14 protein-coding genes and 1 pseudogene are annotated in these 17012 nt (G+C 69.3%); 3 read left to right on the forward strand and 12 right to left on the reverse strand.

What is annotated here, in order from left to right; genetic code table 11:
• Window positions 1–87 precede the first annotated feature (87 nt).
• Window positions 88–3252 (reverse strand): adenosylcobalamin-dependent ribonucleoside-diphosphate reductase, encoded by a 3165-nt coding sequence (locus BLV25_RS02575; RefSeq protein WP_092730618.1) that lies wholly within the window; start codon window positions 3250–3252, stop codon window positions 88–90.
• A gap of 444 nt (window positions 3253–3696) precedes the next feature.
• Here BLV25_RS02575 and BLV25_RS02580 point away from each other — a divergent pair, with 444 nt between their 5' ends.
• On the forward strand, window positions 3697–3945 hold the full coding sequence (locus tag BLV25_RS02580; protein WP_021074961.1) for a hypothetical protein: 249 nt from the start codon (window positions 3697–3699) through the stop codon (window positions 3943–3945).
• A gap of 149 nt (window positions 3946–4094) precedes the next feature.
• On the opposite strand, the pseudogene trpG reads toward BLV25_RS02580, so the two are convergent.
• The 6 genes and pseudogenes from trpG to BLV25_RS02605 form a co-directional block, all read right to left on the reverse strand.
• Window positions 4095–4691 (reverse strand): annotated as a pseudogene (trpG, locus tag BLV25_RS02585) (anthranilate synthase component II); the annotation flags it as partial.
• Entirely contained in the window at window positions 4688–6433 is a 1746-nt protein-coding gene (trpE, locus tag BLV25_RS02590) for an anthranilate synthase component I (protein ID WP_092730622.1), read from the reverse strand. The pseudogene trpG and the gene trpE, both read right to left, overlap by 4 nt.
• Window positions 6430–7074: a phosphoribosylanthranilate isomerase gene (locus BLV25_RS02595; RefSeq protein WP_021074964.1), complete on the reverse strand. Its 645-nt coding sequence runs from the start codon at window positions 7072–7074 to the stop codon at window positions 6430–6432. The genes trpE and BLV25_RS02595 overlap by 4 nt, the downstream gene beginning before the upstream one ends.
• Window positions 7074–8126 carry an anthranilate phosphoribosyltransferase gene (gene trpD, locus BLV25_RS02600; protein WP_092730624.1) on the reverse strand — a complete coding sequence of 351 codons (1053 nt, stop codon included), beginning with the start codon at window positions 8124–8126 and terminating at the stop codon, window positions 7074–7076. Before trpD ends, BLV25_RS02595 begins: the two co-directional genes overlap by 1 nt.
• A gap of 176 nt (window positions 8127–8302) precedes the next feature.
• Complete coding sequence (locus tag BLV25_RS16645; RefSeq protein ID WP_021074966.1) at window positions 8303–8443, reverse strand: rubrerythrin-like domain-containing protein; 141 nt, start codon at window positions 8441–8443, stop codon at window positions 8303–8305.
• 222 nt (window positions 8444–8665) lie between these two features.
• Window positions 8666–10330, reverse strand: coding sequence for an amidohydrolase (locus tag BLV25_RS02605; RefSeq protein WP_092730626.1), 1665 nt, complete (start codon window positions 10328–10330; stop codon window positions 8666–8668).
• 140 nt (window positions 10331–10470) lie between these two features.
• On the opposite strand from BLV25_RS02605, the gene hmgA reads away from it, so the two are divergent.
• Window positions 10471–11685 (forward strand): hydroxymethylglutaryl-CoA reductase (NADPH), encoded by a 1215-nt coding sequence (hmgA, locus tag BLV25_RS02610; RefSeq protein ID WP_021074968.1) that lies wholly within the window; start codon window positions 10471–10473, stop codon window positions 11683–11685.
• 28 nt (window positions 11686–11713) lie between these two features.
• Here the strand turns inward: hmgA and BLV25_RS02615 are convergent, their stop codons facing one another.
• The 4 genes from BLV25_RS02615 to BLV25_RS02630 form a co-directional block, all read right to left on the reverse strand.
• The gene (locus BLV25_RS02615; protein ID WP_021074969.1) at window positions 11714–12130 is read right to left on the reverse strand and encodes a MoaD/ThiS family protein; all 417 of its coding nucleotides are present in this window, start codon (window positions 12128–12130) and stop codon (window positions 11714–11716) included.
• A gap of 85 nt (window positions 12131–12215) precedes the next feature.
• Window positions 12216–12977, reverse strand: a complete 762-nt coding sequence (locus BLV25_RS02620) for an SIMPL domain-containing protein (protein ID WP_092730628.1) — start codon at window positions 12975–12977, stop codon at window positions 12216–12218.
• A 184-nt stretch (window positions 12978–13161) separates the two neighbouring features.
• A complete protein-coding gene (locus BLV25_RS02625; RefSeq protein ID WP_321166976.1) occupies window positions 13162–14457 on the reverse strand; it encodes a TIGR00341 family protein in 1296 nt (431 codons plus the stop codon).
• A gap of 57 nt (window positions 14458–14514) precedes the next feature.
• A complete protein-coding gene (locus BLV25_RS02630) occupies window positions 14515–14889 on the reverse strand; it encodes a nuclear transport factor 2 family protein (protein WP_021074972.1) in 375 nt (124 codons plus the stop codon).
• Between the two features lie 157 nt (window positions 14890–15046).
• Here BLV25_RS02630 and radB point away from each other — a divergent pair, with 157 nt between their 5' ends.
• A complete protein-coding gene (gene radB, locus BLV25_RS02635) occupies window positions 15047–15757 on the forward strand; it encodes a DNA repair and recombination protein RadB (RefSeq protein WP_021074973.1) in 711 nt (236 codons plus the stop codon).
• A gap of 69 nt (window positions 15758–15826) precedes the next feature.
• On the opposite strand, the gene BLV25_RS02640 is transcribed toward radB, so the two are convergent.
• Entirely contained in the window at window positions 15827–16966 is a 1140-nt protein-coding gene (locus BLV25_RS02640; RefSeq protein ID WP_021074974.1) for a CBS domain-containing protein, read from the reverse strand.
• Window positions 16967–17012 lie beyond the last annotated feature (46 nt).

Consider the following 17012-nt stretch of genomic DNA (forward strand, 5'->3'; position numbering starts at 1 on the left):
GGACCGGCCGGCGGCAACGAAAGCGAACCGACCCACGAAGCCGAAACGAACCGAAAAACGAACGTCGGCGCCGTTATCCCTGCAGCGTCAGCACTCGGACCAACCGCAGGACTCGCACGTCTTGCAGCCCTCCGAGAAGTAGAGGCTGAGGCCGCCACACTCCGGACACTCCGGCGACTCGCCGGCGGCGATGAGGTCCTGCGTGGCGTCCTGGTCGGGCTCGGCGGCCGCGCCGTCGGCCCCCGGCGCCGGACCGGACTCGCCGGCCGCCGCGTCGGCGGCGACTCCGCCGCCGTCAGTCTGCTCCGCGCCGGTGGCGGGCACGTCCCCGGCGCCGTTCTCCTCGAGCTCGCTCAGGGACTGCTGTTGGGGGATCCCCTTGTCGATCTCGTCGTCGAGGTAGCGACGCAGCGCCGTGCCGATGGCGTCCGGGATCGACTGGATCTGCTCGCCTTTGTCCCAGGCGACCTTCGGGCTGCGGGTGCCCTGCAGCTCGTCGACGATCTCGTTCGGATCGACGCCGGAGCGCAGGGCCGTCGAGATGACCTTCGCGAGCGCCTCCGTGAAGGAGTTCGTGTAGCCGCCCGAGTGGCCGATGTTGGCGAACAGCTCGAAGGGACCGCCGTTTTCGTCCTCGTTGATCGTCACGTAGAGCTTGCCGTAGCCCGTCTCGATCCGCTGGGTCACGCCGTTCAGCGAGTCGGGACGGGGACGCGTCTCCGCGTAGTTGACCGTCGGCCGCTCGGTGGCCGCGAGCAGCTCGTCGATCTCCGCGTCGAGCTGCGCCCGGACGTCCTCGTTGTCGAGGAACGCCTCGACGCCGCCGAAGACCTCCTCGATCTGCTCGACGATCGTCTCGGCCGCCTCGGACTCGTCGGCGAACTCCGCGTTCTTCGCGCGGGTCGTCAGCACCTGCTTCGAGCGCGTGCCGTCGCGGTAGACGGTGACGCCCTTCCCGCCGTGGTCGTAGATGTAGCGGTAGACCTCGTCCATGTCCTCGGCCGACGCCGAGTTGGGGAAGTTGCAGGTCTTCGAGATTGCCGAGTCGACGCCGCGCTGGCAGGCACACTGCACCGCCGCGTGCTGTTTGCCCGACAGATCGCCGGTGACGACGAACAGCTCGCCGATCGGGTCCGGAACCGTCTCGAGCCCCTCGACGCCGTCGAACTCGTTTTCCGCCATCTGTTCCTGTGCCTCGCGTTTGACCGCGTCGACGTCGATGTCGTTGGCCTCCAGGGTCCGCAGGAAGTAGTCGTCGAACTCGACGAGCATCTCGTCGCCCTGCACGTCGTCGGAGACGTTCTTGTAGTAGGCGACGTTGTAGATGGGCTCGCAGCCGCCGGTCGTGTTGCCGACCATCGAGGTCGTGCCGGTCGGCGCGATCGTCGTCGTGTTGTGGTTGCGGATCGGGTAGCCGTCCGCCCAGTCGTCGGCGTCGAGCCCCGTGTGGTGCTCGAACCACTCGCGGTACTCCGTCGGGTCCGCGTACTTCGAGTCGGCCCAGTCGTTGAAGGAGCCGCGCTCCTCGGCCAGCTCGTGGGAGGTCTCCTTCGAGACGTGGTTGATGTGGGTCATCAGCTGGCCGGCGATCTCGTTGCCGGTCTCGGAGCCGTACCGGACGCCGAGCTGGATGTACAGCTGGGCCAGCCCCATCACGCCGAGGCCGATCTTCCGCATATCCCGGACCTTCTGCTCGATCTCCGGGACCGGGAAGTCCGACATCGTGACCACGTTCTCGAGGAAGCGCGTGCCGTAGTCGATGCGCTGGTCGAACTCCTCGAAGTCGATCGCCTCCTCGAGGAAGGCGTCGACGGCCGCTTCCGTCGAGTCGTACTCGTCGGCGTGCTCCTCGCTCCAGACGCGCCAGTCGGGCGCGTCCAGATCCGCCAGCGTCGAGAGGTTGATGTGGCCGAGGTTACAGGCCTCGTACTCCTCGAGCGGCTGTTCTCCGCAGGGATTCGTTGCAAGGATTCGGTGGTCGGGATGCTCCTCGACGTCGAAGGAGTGCTGCTTGTTGACCCGCTCGAGGTAGATGACGCCGGGTTCGCCGTTCTCGTGGGCGCCCTCGACCATGTGCTCCCAGATCTCGTCGGCCGGAACCGACAGCTCCTCGCCGACCTCGACGTGGTGGCCGAGGTCGAACATGTCGTAGAGCTCCTTCGTCTCCTCGGTCGCGATGTGGGGCTCCTCGGTGCGGGGGTTCGTGAAGACGAACTCCTCGTCGTTGTACAGCGCCTCCATGAAGTCGTCGGTGACGCCCACGGAGATGTTGAAGTTCGAGAGGTGGCCCTCGACGGCGTTCCGGAGGTGTTTGGGGACGCGCCCCTCGTCGTCGATCAGCTCGCGGGCCTCGTCGAGGGCGTCCTTGAAGGAGGTGTGGGTGTAGTCGTCCGGGTCGTTGAGCCGCAGCGAGTGCGCCAGGGAGACGTCCTTGTTCTTGGCGTGGATGAACTGGATGACGTCCGGGTGGGAGACGCGCATCACGCCCATCTGGGCGCCGCGCCGCGCGCCGCCCTGGGCGATCGTTTCGCACATCTGGTCGTATGTGCGCATAAAGGTGATCGGTCCGGAGGCGATGCCGCCGGTCGATCCAACTGAATCACCGTACGGGCGGAGTTTCCAAAACGCATACCCCATTCCGCCGCCGCTCTGGAAGACCTCCGCGGCCTCCTTGGCGGTCTGGTGGATGTCGGTGATGTCGTCGGCGGGCGAGTCGACGAAACAGGCCGACAGCTGCTGGAGCTCGTCGCCGGCGTTCATCAGCGTCGGCGAGTTCGGCATGAAGGACAGCGACTCCATCCCCTCGCGGAACGTCGCGGCCGTCTCCTCGACGTGGTCGCGGATCCCGTCCGGTAGCTCGGGAACGATCGTCTCGTAGGCGAACTTGTTGACGTTGTGGGCGGTGAGCGTCGTCTCCGCATCGTCGCCGGCGGTGACGCCCGCGCCGAAGACCTCGGCCGCGAGCTCGTCACGGCGCGGGTGGTCGGGCTTGATCTGGTCGGGCGTGACCGTGATCTCGACGTCCCGTTTCTCGGCCTCGTAGACCGCCTCCGCGAGCGCGACGTTCTTCGCGACGCGGACGAACAGCTCCTCCTGGGTCTCGATCTGGTTCCCGTCGGCGTCCTTCCGGAGGTAGCGGGCGGGCAGAATGTTGTGATACGCGTTGGCCGTGAGTCGGTCCTCGAGCGTCTCGCCCGTGGTTCGTTTGATCGGCAGTTCGAGCTCGTCGGCGGAGAGATCGCTCCCGCTCATCGCGGGATGACGCCCCCTCGATCGTGTGCTGTCTCGTGCATCTATCGTGATATGGGACTGTCGTGGTGGACCCTTGTATCTTCCCTTCCCGGTCCACGTGGGCGATCGTGTCGGATACGTGAGTAGTATTCGTCGGCGCGGAACCGCCCCGCGCACGTACGTCTTCGTAGTCGTTCGGCGATCCACATAAGGATGCTCCCTCCGGAGCGAAAGTGAATCCTGGGCTCCGTGAATCGGCAGCAGTCGGCGGGTCGTACAGTCGAATCGAAGGGGTGTTCGAGGTGCGGGACGGTTCCACGACGCGGATACACGTCGACGATGAAGCGCCCCGAAACGGGCCGAACGGCGCGGATCCGACGGCGATTTGACTACCTTCTTATAAATGTCGGACGGGGCGAGTCGATGGGCCACAGACTTATGCCGTCGGTGCCCCTCCGGGACGGTATGAACGGCATTCTTCCCGTCCCGGAGACCACGGCCGTCACCGCTGACCTCGCGGCGACGGTCGGGACGCTCCCCCTGCAGCCGGGGTTCGTGTCCACCCCGCTGGGACAGGTGCTGATCGCGCTCGTCGCGGTCGCGATCGTGATCGTGATCGGCCGGGTCGTGCTCGCGATCGCCTGGAAACTCGTCACGATCGCCGCGGTCGTCGTCGCGCTGCTGTTGTTGCTGTCGACGTCGGGACTCCTGTAGCCGCCGTTCGGGGTCGAGCGCACCGGGTCGAGGTCGTGAGGCGACTACCGCTCCATCGGGACCGTCGAGTCAGTCGATTCCACCGGCTCCGCCGAATCCGTCGAATCCGTTGAACCTGCCCGATCCGTCGAGTCCGCCGAACCAGCCGCGGCCACCTCCGTCAGGAAGTTCCGAACGACGTCGTGGCCGACGCCCGTGAGGACGCTCTCGGGATGGAACTGGACGCACTCGATCGGGTGCGCACGGTGTCGGATCCCCATCACGAGCGCCGTCCCGTCGTGGTCGGTCGTCGCCGAGACCGCGAAGCAGTCGGGAACGTCGGTCGCGATCAGCGAGTGGTATCGCCCCGCGCGGAATCCCTGATCGAGGCCGGCGAAGACGCCCTCCCCGTCGTGGTCGATCGGGAAGGCCTTGCCGTGAACCGGCTCGGGCGCGTGCCCGACCGAGCCGCCGTATTCGTGGACTGCGGCCTCGAGCCCGAGACAGACGCCCAGCGTCGGAACGGTCGGGGACAGTTCCCGGAGCACGTCGGTCGTGACGCCGACGTCCCGGTCGTTCTTCGGATGCCCCGGGCCGGGGCTGATCACGATCGCGTCCGGGTCGGTCTCCCGGACGTCCGCAAGCGTTGCCCGGTTCTTCAGGACGGTCGTCTCGACGCCGCCCGGAAGCGGCTGTTCGGAGACGTACTCCACGAGGTTGTACGTGAACGAGTCGTAGTTGTCCACGAAGGTGACCCGGGTCGTCATCGGTCCGCGTCACCTCCCGTCTCCCGGATCGTCTCGACCGCGGCGCGCACTCCGTCCATCTTCTGTTCGGTCTCCTCGTATTCCGCCTCGGGCACCGAGTCCGCGACCAGACCCGCGCCGGCCTGGATCGTGATCCGGTCGGTCGTCCCCCGGTCGGTCGCCCCCCGGTCGGTCGTCCCGTTCTCCGAGGGTGCCGCATCGGGCTCGACCTCGGGCACCGCGTCCATCGGGACGCCGTGGTCGATCGTCGCCGTCCGGATGACGATCGCGAAGTCCGCGTCGCCGGTCCAGGAGTAGTAGCCGACGCCGCCGCCGTAGACGCCGCGGGGCGACCGCTCGAGCTCGTCGATGATCTCCATCGCGCGCACCTTCGGCGCCCCGGTGAGCGTGCCCGCGGGGAACGTTGCCCGCGTCGCGTCGAAGGCGTCCGCGTCGGCGGCAAGCGTCCCGGTCACGGTCGACTCGATGTGCTGGACGTGGCTGTACTTGAGGACGTTCATGAACTCCTCGACGCGCACGGATCCCGGCGCCGAGACGCGACGGACGTCGTTGCGCGCGAGGTCGACGAGCATCGTGTGTTCGGCGCGCTCCTTCTCGTCGGCGAGCATCTCGCCGGCGAGCCGCCGGTCCTCGACCGGGCTCTCCCCGCGGGAGCAGGTTCCGGCGATCGGGTTCGAGACGACCCGATCCCCCTGAACCGACACGAGCGTCTCCGGACTCGCGCCGACGATCGACCGGTCGCCGTGACGCAGGAGGTACATGTACGGCGAGGGGTTGATCTCCCGCAGCGCGTCGTACAGGCCCATCGGGTCGACGTCGCCGTACAGCTCCCGCGTCCGGGAGATGACGCCCTGATAGACCTCGCCGTCGAGGACGCGCTCCTTGGTGGTCCGGACGGCCGCCTCGTAGGCCGCCTGGGGATCTGCCGTCTCGGCGAGTCCGGTGAATCCGCCGGGCTCCGGATCCGCGGCATCCCGGAGGTCCGCGCGGACGCCGGCGGCCTCCGCGAGCCGGTCGTCGTAGACCGCACCCGGGTCGTCGTCGGGAGTGACGACCGGCGTGAGGACGAGGTCGACGGTGCCGGCGACCTCGTCGAAGACGAGCGTCCGCGTCGTGAGGCAGAACTCGGCGTCGGGACCGACCGGCTCGGGACGGTCGACGCCGACCTCCTCGAGCCAGAGATCGTAGACGGCATCGTACGCCAGGAACCCGACGAACCCGCCCGAGAGCGTCTGGCGGTCCGTCTCCGGGAACCCGCGACGCTCCACGTTCGGAAACGCGCCGCGAACGCGGTCAAGAACGTCGCCGGCGTCCGGGCCGATCCCGTCGCCGTTCGAGCTCACATCAGCGTCCGCAGGCTCCGCGAGCAGGTCGGCCGCGGGGCCGAGCCGCGTCAGGTCGGTCCGGTCGGGGTACACCGAGAGGACCGCCTCGGGGTCGTACCCCACGAACGAGTACCGCGCGTGGCGGTCGGCGTCGGTGCCGGGCGCGAAGGCGCCGTCCGGGTCGCTCGAGGCGACCTTCTCGGCCGACTCCAGCAGGAAGCCGTGGTCGCTCCGGTCGGCCAGCGCGGCGGAGGCGGTCAGCGGCGAGACGTCGACGTCGAGCTCGACCGCGATCCGGACCACGGCCGGGCCATCGGCGTCGGCGACGTGATCGACGAACGCCTCCCTGGACAGCGACGGATCGAGGTCCGCAGGCGGATCGGCGAGCCGATCGGCGGGTTCCGAGCGGGACGTCACGCGAGCGTCACCTCCCGGCCGGCGTTGCGGACGAACCGGGCGAGCGCGTTGTGGTCCTTCCGACCGCCGGTCAGCTCCACGCCGGAGGCGACGTCGACGGCGTAGGGATCGGCGGTCTCGACGGCCTCGGCGACGTTCTCGGGAGTGAGCCCGCCCGCGAGCACGACCGGCGAGGTGAGCCGGGCGGCCAGCCGTCCCGTCGCCTCCCAATCGTGGGTTCGTCCGGTCCCGCCCGCGCCCTCCTCGGTCGTCGAGTCGACGACGAGCGCGTCGACCGCCTCGTCGGCTCGCTCGGCGCGGGCGTGGTCGTCGGCGTCGACGGTGAGCAGGACCTTCACGCCCGTCTCCGCGCGGACGTAGCCGATCTCCTCGGCGGTCCACTCGCCGTGGAGCTGCAGCGCGTCGGGGCCGACGGTCCGGACGAGCTCGACCGCCCGCTCCGGCGAGTCGGGCATCGTCACGAGCGTGGCGGTCACGAACGGCGGCACGCCGGCCAGCAGGTCGGCCGCGGTCGCCGGGTCGACCTCGCGGGGCGTGTCGACCGGAACCTCGGTGATGGCTCCGACCGCGTCCGCGCCGGCCTCGATCGCCGCGCGGACGTCGGCGCCGCGCGTGAGCCCGCAGACCTTCGCGCGGGCCATCAGTCGTCCGCCTCGGCACCGACGTCGGCGTCCTCGCGTTCCGACTCGGCCGTATCGCCGCACAGTGCAGCGAACTTCTCGGCGGCGGCGCCGGAGTCGATCGCCTCGGCGGCGGCGTCGACGCCCGCCTCGAGGGAGTCGGCCAGCCCCGCGACGTAGACGGCCGCGCCCGCGTTCGCGAGGATCAGATCGCGCTTCGGTCCAGTCACGTCGCCCGTGACGATCCCGCGGAGGTCGGCCGCGTTCTCCTCCGGGCCGCCGCCCGTGACGGCCTCGATCGGCGCGCGCTCGAGGCCGAGGTCGGCCGGCTCGATCGTGTACTCGGTGACGTCCTCGCCCTCGACCTCCGCGACGACCGTCTCGTCGTGGAGCGCGATCTCGTCCATCCCGGACCCGTGGACGACCAGCGCGTGCTCGACGGGCATGTGTGCGAGCGACCGGGCGATCTGCGGGACGAGTTCGGCGTCGTAGACGCCGAGGACCTGTCCCTCCGCCCCGGCCGGGTTCGTGAGCGGTCCGAGCACGTTGAAGACCGTCCGGACGCCGAGCTCCTTGCGCGGGCCGATCACGGCCTTCATCGCGGGGTGGAACACCGGCGCGAGCATGAAGCCGATGCCGTCCTCGTCGATCGCCGCCTCGACCGCCGGCGGCTCGGCCTCGACGTCGGCGCCGGCCACCTCGAGCACGTCGGCGCTCCCCGAGGAGGACGAGACCGAGTAGTTGCCGTGCTTGGCCACGGCGGCACCGGCCCCGGCCGCGACGATGGCCGCGGTGGTGGAGACGTTGATCGTGTCGTAGTCGTCGCCGCCGGTGCCGCAGGTGTCGACGAGGTACTCCCGGTCCGGGTCGATCGTCCGTGCCGCGTCGCGCATCCCCGTCGCGAACCCCGCGATCTCCGTCTCGGTCTCGCCCTTCGTCCGAAGCGCGGCCAGCAGCGCCCCGATCTGTGCCTCCGTGGCCTCCTCGAAGACGATGCGGGCCGCCTCCCGGGCCTCCTCGACGGTCAGGTCCTCGCCCTCGGTCACGCGTTCGATGATGGTTGTGATGTTCATTGTGGACACCGATGTATAGGTTCGTCTTGTAGTGTACATATCTGTACATCGTCTTAAGCGTGTCGTCGGCGACGCGGCCCCGGCGTGAAGGCCTCCATTCGAGATGGAGATCACTCGCGATCAAGAACGAAAAAACGGATGTGACGGTCGGCAGCCGGAGTGTGGCGGTCGACGACTCACATGTCGCGCGATCGGCCGATGTGCCACAGGTCGCCGCCGCAGTCGTCACAGGTCGGGGTCTCGGGGTCGACCGTTCGAGCGAGACAGTCGAAACATTCGTATACCGATTCGGTTTCGACGTCAGTTTTTGGTCGCATATTACGAATAGAACGTTCGATACATATAATTCAAACCCTGAAACACCTTATATTGATCAGAGGCATTGATGGCCGTCGATCTCGATCATCGGTCCCGATTCTCACGGCGTATGGTGAGATGGCTCACGGAACGGATGACTCGAGACGGTCGCTTGCCGTCGAATATACTGATAAATAATCCGCGACTGCGGTCGGATTCCGATAAATACGCTCGATCGGAGGTCAGAGATCCTTATAAATGACCCCGCCGTCGACGACCGTCAGGTCGACGTCGACGTCACGGAGCGAGTCTGGACGCTCCCACGGCGAGTCGCCGAGCGCGACGAGGTCGGCCCGCTTCCCGACCTCGATCGTGCCCAGTCGGTCCTCGTCGAAGCCGGCGGCGGCGGCGCCACGGGTGTAGGCACGCAGGGCTTCGGTGACCGAGAGGTCCTGGTCCCCGGCGGGGTCGTTGACCGCCCAGTGGAGCCCGACGAGGGGGTCCATCGGCATTCCGTCGGAACCGAACGCGAGGGCCGCGCCGGCGTCGAGCAGGTCGCGGAACCGGTTCGTCCTCGCGGTTCGGTCGCCGAGCCGGCGTTCGTAGAGGCCGCCGTCGACCGCCCACTTGCGGAAGTTCGGCTGGACGGAGGCGACGACGTCGCCCGCGGCGATCCGGTCGATCGCCTCGTCGGTCGCCAGCTCGACGTGTTCGACGCGATGCCGCGCCTCGCCGGCGGTCGCGGCACCCGCGCCGGCATCGGCATCACTCGCCTCCGCCACCTCCTCGTAGGCGTCGAGGACCGCGTCGATCGCCTCGTCGCCGATCGCGTGGGCGGCGACCTGGTAGCCCGCTCCGGCGGCATCGGCCGCGAGGGCGGCCAGCTCGTCCGGCTCGACGACCCACTGGCCGGTCTCGCCGGGCGCGTCGGCGTAGGGCTCGGAGAGCTTCGCCGTGCGCCCCCCGAAGCTGCCGTCGGTGAACGACTTGATCGCGCCGACCCGAACGAAGTCGGTCCCGGCGTTCGTCGGGAGCCCGGTCTCCACGAGCGCGTCGAGGTGGTCGCTCCAGTAGTTGATCCGGACGCGGACCGGCAGCTCGTCGGCCGCGTCGAGCTCCCGGTAGACGCGGGGCGCGTGCGAGCGGCGAACCATGTCGTGAACGCCGGTGATCCCCCTCTCGGCGGCCGCCGCGAGGGCTGCCGTGACGAGCTCGCGCGTCTCGGCGAGGTCCGGGTCGGTGGCGTCCCGGATGGGGTCGATCCCCTCCTCGACGACCACGCCCGTCGGCTCGCCGGCGTCGGTCCGCAGGCAGTCGTCGGGGATCGATCCGGCGAACCGGTCCAGGACGGCCGAGTCGACCGAGGCGACGTGCATATCCTCCCGGAACGCGACCACCGGCCGGTCCGTCTCTACGCCGTCGAGATCCTCGCGGGTGAGGTACCGGTCCTCGCTCCAGGTCGATTCGTCGTAGCCGTAACCGATGACCCAGGAGTCGCCGGCTGTATCCTCCGTCGCGTCGACGTGTTCCTCCGTATCGGCCGACGTCTCCGCATCGACCGACGTCTCCGCATCGGCCGACTCCTTGGTCTCGTCCAGCTCGTCGGCGCGCGCCTGCAGCCGGTCGACGGCGTCGGCCGGCCCCGTCGCGGCCGACAGATCGGCGTGCACGAGCTTCCGGCCGGCGGTCGTCACGTGCGTGTGCGCGTCGATGAATCCCGGCAGGAGGACGCGTCCGTCGAGGTCGATGACGGTCGTCCCGGTCCCGACGAGGAACTCGACGTCGTAGCTCGACCCGAGACGGACGATCTCGCCGTCCCGAACCGCGAGCGCCTCGTGCGTCTCGTCCGGGTCCGTGAGCGTGTGGATCTCCCCGTCCAGCAGGACGAGGTCCGCGGCGTCGGTCATACCCGTTCGACCGGCGCGAATCGGGTTAACGGTTCGGGCTCCGAGTCGGAATGCCGGTTCGGGCTTCGAGTCGGAATGCCGATTCCGCGTCGGGGTGTCGAACCGACACGCCTTAGCCCGCGCCGCGAGCACACCCGCGTATGTCATCCGCCGAGGAGCTCGCGGCGCGCGTCCGCGAGGGCGAGATCCGCCTGCACGAACTCGAGGACCACGCCGACGCGGACGCGGCGGCCGCGGCACGACGGCTGCTCGTCGCCGAGGCGTCGGGAGCCGACCTGGAGACGACCGGCGCGTACGCCTTCGAGGCCGCCGCCGCGGAGCCGAACGTCGAGAACATGATCGGCGCGGTCCAGATCCCCCTCGGCGTCGCGGGCCCCGTGACCGTCTCGGGCGGGGCGCTCTCGGGCGAGCGCTATCTCCCGCTCGCGACCACCGAGGGCGCGCTCGTCGCGTCGGTCAACCGCGGCTGTGGCGTGCTCGATGCGGCCGGGGGCGCGACCGCGCGCGTGACGAAGACCGGGATGACCCGCGCGCCGGCGTTCAAAACCGACGGGATCGTCGAGTCGGAGGCGCTCGCGGCGTGGACGCGCGACAACGCGGACCGGCTCCGCGAGGCGGCCGAGTCGACGACCAGTCACGGGGAGGTGACCGACGTCACGCCCTACGTGGTCGGCAACAACGTCTACCTCCGGTTCCGCTACGACACGAAGGACGCGATGGGGATGAACATGGCCACCATCGCCACCGGCGAGGCCTGCGAGCTGATCGAGGCGGAGACGGACGCCTCGCTGGTCGCGCTCTCCGGGAACCTCTGTACCGACAAGAAGCCGGCCGCGATCAACGCGATCGAGGGACGTGGACGCTCGGTGACCGCCGACGTGACGATCCCCGCGGCCGTGGTCGCGGACCGGCTCCACACCGCCCCCGAGGCGGTCGCCGAGATAAACACCCGGAAGAACCTGGTCGGGTCGGCGAAGGCCGGCTCCCTCGGGTTCAACGCGCACGTCGCGAACGTCGTCGCCGCGATGTTCCTCGCAACCGGCCAGGACGCGGCGCAGGTCGTCGAGGGATCCAACGCGATCACGACCGCCGAGGTGACCGACGACGGCGACCTCTACGTCTCCGTCTCGATCGCGAGCCTGGAGGTCGGCACCGTCGGCGGCGGCACGAAGCTCCCGACCCAGGCCGAGGGCCTCGAGATCCTCGGCGTCCGCGGCGGCGGCAACCCGGCGGGCAGCAACGCCGACGCGCTCGCGGAGGCGATCGCCGTCGGGGCGCTCGCCGGCGAGCTGTCGCTGCTGGCCGCGCTCGGGTCGCGACACCTCTCGTCGGCGCACGCCGATCTGGGACGGTAGTGCACCGCCCGGACCACGCTAACAACTGCTAACAGCAGAAGATGAACGGGTAAACCAGCGCGACCCGGTCGCCGTCGTCGAGTTCCGTATCGAACCCCTCCTGGTTCTCGTTGAACCGGCCGTTCACGAGCACGCGGGCGTACGCGACCGTCTGCTCGCCAACGGGGTTCTTGCGCCACGTGCCCGGCAGCTCCTCGGGCGTGGGCGCCCAGCCGTGCGCGGTCGACTCGTCCTCGGACTCGGCGATGAGGAGGTCCTGCAGCTCGGGGTAGTCCGCGAAGAGGGCGTCGAGGAACTCCCGCAGCGTGTCGCCCTCGAACCGGTACTCGAACTCCGACCGGTCGAGCGCGGTCCGGACGTGGCCCGTACAGCGAACCGTCACCGTCGTCTCCGTCGAGCGCTCCGCCGGCGCGTCCTGCCCCGCGGCCTCGGTTGTCGTCTGCATATCGGGATGTTGGTTCTCCACGCCCCTATTCACCTTCCCGAAGATGTTCGTCTCGAATCTCGAACGGTCGTCCCGGCCTCGATCCTCAATCGGTCGTCTCGGCCTCGAAGACCACGTGCACCTGCACGTCGACGCTCACGTCGCCGGTCTCGATCGAGGTCGTCGCGCCGCCGTTCCCCGCGGCGTCCTCGGTGACCGCCATCGGCTCCGCGCGGTACGGCGAGACGTGGTCGTCCATCGTCGAGATCGTGTAGACGTCGACGATCTCGAGCCCGGTGTTGTTCGCGAGCATCCGGGCGCGGCCGTCCGCGTTCTCGACGGCGTTCTCGAAGGCCGTCGTGCGCAGCTCCGCCTCGCGCTCCTCGCTCAGCCCGAACTGAACGCGCTGCACGCGGTCCGCGCCCGCGTCGACCGCGACGTCGATGACTTCGCCGACGGCGTCGACGTCGTGGAGCTCGATCTCGTACTGATGAACCCCGACGTACTCGGGCTCTGCACCCTCACGTTCCGCCTCCGGTCTCGGATGGCGTTCGCGGATGTCGTATCGCGTCGTTCGGATCCGGTCGTCGGGGATGCCCCAGTCCGCGAGCGCCGACCGGAGTTCGGACTCGTCGGCCGCGATCTCCTCGCGGACCGCCTGCGAGGAGTTCCCGCGCGCCTCGACGGCGACGGTGATCGTCGCCCGGTCGGGCTCGGCGGTCGCCTCGCCGTCGGCGGTCACTTCCACGGTTCGGTCGGGTGCCGCGTCGGTCGCCCCGGTGGCGGCGGGGTCCCCGGAAACGCCGGCACAGCCGGCCAGGAGGACCGCGGCGATGACCACCAGCGCGCCGATGAGTCGTCTGTCCATACGCGTCCCTGGGACGGGGACGGCCCTTAAGGCAGCGATGGCACAAAGAGCCGCTTGTGCCATCGTTGTTGGGCATCCGCTGCTCGCCTCGGCCACCGCCCGCGTCAGCTACCGCGTGCGTCGGCCGTGTCGGCCGCGTCGGAGTCGGGCCGGATCGAGCGAGCAGTTCGCCGTTACGGGCGGGTCACCCCGAGCGGTCGACGGTCAGGACGCGGACCTCGACCGCGACCGGCCCCTCGACGACCGGCTGGATCCGGGCGTCGAGCCGATCCGCGAGCCCGGAGACGGTCGCTCCCGGCTCGGCCCCGACCGTGATCACCACGCGTTCGGTCCGGAGGGGCGGTATCCGACCGGTTCGTTGCATCTCGAGCTCGATGAGGTCCAGCTGGGCCTCCGCGAGCTCGAGTTCGGCCTCGACGGCCTCGCGAACGTCCTGTTCGGTCGTCGACGCGACGTAGGTGTCGTAGGTGACGCCGCCGAGGAAGACCGACAGCACCGCGATCGCCGCGACCAGCAGCGCCGCACGCTTGAACAGCGCCGACTTGGCCTCCGCCTCGCGGAACCACGAGTCCGGGCGATAGCCCTCGTACCACAGGACGACCAGCGCGGCGAGGTTGATCGAGAGGACGTTGACGAGTACGAGCACGCCCGCCCCGAGCGCGAGTCGCGGGATGCCGAAGGCGATCCCGATCCCGACCGCCGCGGCGGGCGGGATCAACGCGACGGCGATCATCACGCCGACGAGCGCGGAGGAGACGCCGGTCATCAGCGAGAGGACGCCCGCGATCCCGGCCCCGAGCGCCACCGCGAGGACGAGCACGTTCGGGGCGAGCCGCTCGGAGACCTCCGCAAGCGTGAGCGGATCGAGGCCGGGCGGGACGAGGTTGAGCGCCCGGAGCCCCGCCGCGAAGACGGCCGCCGACCCGACCGCCAGGACCACGCCGAGCACCTGGAGCCGGACGCCGCGATCGAACAGCTCGTCGTCGTCGACCACGGTCCCGACGGCGGCCGACATCGCCGGGCCGATGAGCGGCGCGATCACCATCGATCCGACGACCGTCGCGGGCGAGTCGAGCAGCAGCCCGGCGGTGGCGATGACCGCCGAGATGACCGTCATCAGGACGTACGTCCGGATCCCCGAGACGAGGTCCGTCGCCTTGGTCTGGAGCTCCTCCTTGGCGATCCGGTCCTGGCTGTGTTCGGACTCCTCGGCGTACCGCTCCTCGAGCTGCTCGAAGCGCCGGGAGATCACCGTCTCGGCGTCGACGATGACGGTGTAGGTCTCCTCGTCGATCCCGACCTCGCGCAGCCGGTCGAGGACCGGCTCGACCGCGGCCGTCGGCAGGGGGAACGAGACGACGCCCGTGTATTTGCGGCCGCTCGTCTCGTCGGTCACGACGTAGTCGATCCCCTCGTCGTCGAGCGCCTCGAGGATCGCCGCGCGCTTGCCGGCCGGGATCATCACCTGGACGAGTCGCACAGTTCCCGGTGGCGTCGTGATGAGTTAAAAACCCGGGGTCGTCGAACCGGCGCGACGTCACCGCGTATACGTCCGCAGAGTGGCGAAGACCACGTCCTCGTCCGTCCCGTCGTCGACGGCCTCGAAGACGTCGACGAACGCGAACAGCTCCGCGCCCGCGTCGTCGAGCAGCCGTCCCCGAACCGCCACGTCCTCGCCGTTGGCGTACACGCCGTCGATCGTATGGCGCGTGTCGGTCCGGGGTCGCTCCTCGCGCATAAACCGGACGAAGCGGTCGCGCCCCTCCAGGGTTCGATCCGGACGGTCGTGAACGAACGACGGCGCGAGCAGCTCCCGAAGCGTCGCGTAGTCGCCGGCGTCGATCGCCTCGTAGTACCGCCGGGCTCGGTTCCGCGGCTCGGTCCCGTCCGGTCGCGCGTCGTGCCCGCCCATAGGTGACCGGTGTGGCCCCCGGCTCAAAACGTCACGGGTGCCGATCCGTCGGAACCGTCACAAGTGCAAGCCCGAACGGAGGACCTCGGGTCGCGGACGACGACCAGTCCGTGGCCGATCCGCGCCGCTTTTCTCGGGGGCGGGTGTATCACCGCGGGTGAGCGACCCCGTTTCACTCGGCTGTGACCCGATCGACGACCTGCTCGGCGGCGGGTTCGAGCGCGGCGTCGTCACGCAGATCTACGGCCCGCCGGCGGCGGGCAAGACGAACCTGGCGCTGTCGGCGGCCGTCGAGGTCGCCGCCGAGGGCGGAAGCGTGCTGTACATCGACACGGAGGGCCTCTCCATCGATCGGTTCCGCCAGATCGCCGCGGCGGAAACCGACGGCGACGTCGAGTCGGTCGCCTCCCGGCTGATCATCACGGAGGCGTACGACTTCGCCGACCAGCAGGAGGCGGTCCGGGACGCCGCCGAGTTCGCCACGGAGGTCGACCTGATCGTCCTCGACTCCGCGACCGGCTTCTACCGGCTCGAACGAACCGGGGACGCCGAGCGCGGCGAGTCGCTCCGGCAGGTCGCCGACCAGGTCACCCACCTCCTCTCGCTGGCGCGACGCCACGACCTGGCGGTCGTGATCACCAACCAGGTGTTCACCGACCCCGAAAGCGACCGCGCCCGGCCGCTGGGCGGACACACCCTGGAACACTGGACCGGCGTGGTGCTCCGCGTCGACCGCTTCCGCGGCGGGAACCGTCGGGCGACCCTCGAGAAACACCGGTCGAAGGAAACCGGGGACCAGGCGACGTTCCGGATCACCGGATCGGGGATCGAGCCCGCGGGCCCGTCGGGCGGGCCCGACCCCTTTTGAATCGAGGGGGATCGACGCCGTCCACGTCGCGGACGGACCGGCCAAAAAAGCGAGCGTCGTCGGCGACGTCTAGAGCTCGCCGAGCTTCCGGAGCAGCTGGCCGCGGTACTCCTCGTCGGCGTTGACGCCCTTGAGTTCGAGGACGTTCCGCTCGAGCTTGTCGAGCGCGACGTGGAAGCCGTGTTCGGCGCCGTAGCCCTCGCCGGTGCCGATGACCTGTCCCTTGCTCGTGCGCAGCCGGATCTGACACTGGATGAGCGGGGTGCCGCGGAGCTTCTCCTTGTGTTCCTGCAGCCGGACGTGGGCGTGGAGCACCTGCATCTTCTCGTATTTGTTCGTCACGTCCTGGATCGACTCGATGACGTGGTCGCGGGAGATCGTGTCGAGGAGCTCGATGTTGGTGATCTGGACGTCCATCGACTCCTCCTCGGTGAAGGTGAGCGACCGGAGGATGTCGGTCTTGGTGATGATCCCGGTGACCGACCCCTCGTCGTCCGGCGTGACGACGAGCCCCGCCACGTTGTTGTCGAACATCCGCTCCAGGGCGGCCTTGGTGGTCTCGTCGGGGCGCGCGGTGAGCGCCGGGCTCGACATCAGGTCGTAGACCGGCAGATCAAGCATTCGGTCGATGTCGCCCGCGCGGTCGCCGCTGCCCTGTCGGTCCTGGTCGCGGACGACGAAGTCGACGATGTCGTTGGTGGTGACGACCCCGGTGAGGCTCCCGGCCTCGTTGAGCACCGGGAGCCGCGAGATGCCGTGTTTCCGGAGCCGGTTGATCGCCTGCCCGACGTGTTCCTTCTCGCCGATGGTGACCACGTCGGCCGTGTACACCTGGTCGACGGTGTTGGCGTCGAGGCTGTCGATGACGGCCTCGAGGATCCCGTCCTCGGTGATGATCCCGTACAGCTTCTCCCCGTCGTACACCGGCGCGATCTTGACGTTCCCCTCGATGAGCAGCCGGGCGGCCTCCCGGATGTCCTCACGGCGGGCGATCTCGGGCGCCGGTTTCATCACCGCCGAGACCTTGGTGTCGTCGCCCATCCGCGAGCGGATCAGCTGTTTCTCCCCGACGACCCCCGCGTAATCGCCGTCCTCGGTGACGATGATGCCCTTCGGGTTCTCCCGGTCGAAGAGGGAGCGGACCTTGGCGAGACGCTCGTCGACGTCGACCTCGACGTATTCCGGCACCGCGATATCAGCAATGTTCATGGTCCAATCGGAACCTAGAGCCGGACGGGTATTGAAAGTACGGGAG

The organism is Halopenitus persicus, from assembly GCF_900107205.1.
In the GTDB taxonomy this organism is placed as follows: Archaea; Halobacteriota; Halobacteria; order Halobacteriales; family Haloferacaceae; genus Halopenitus; species Halopenitus persicus.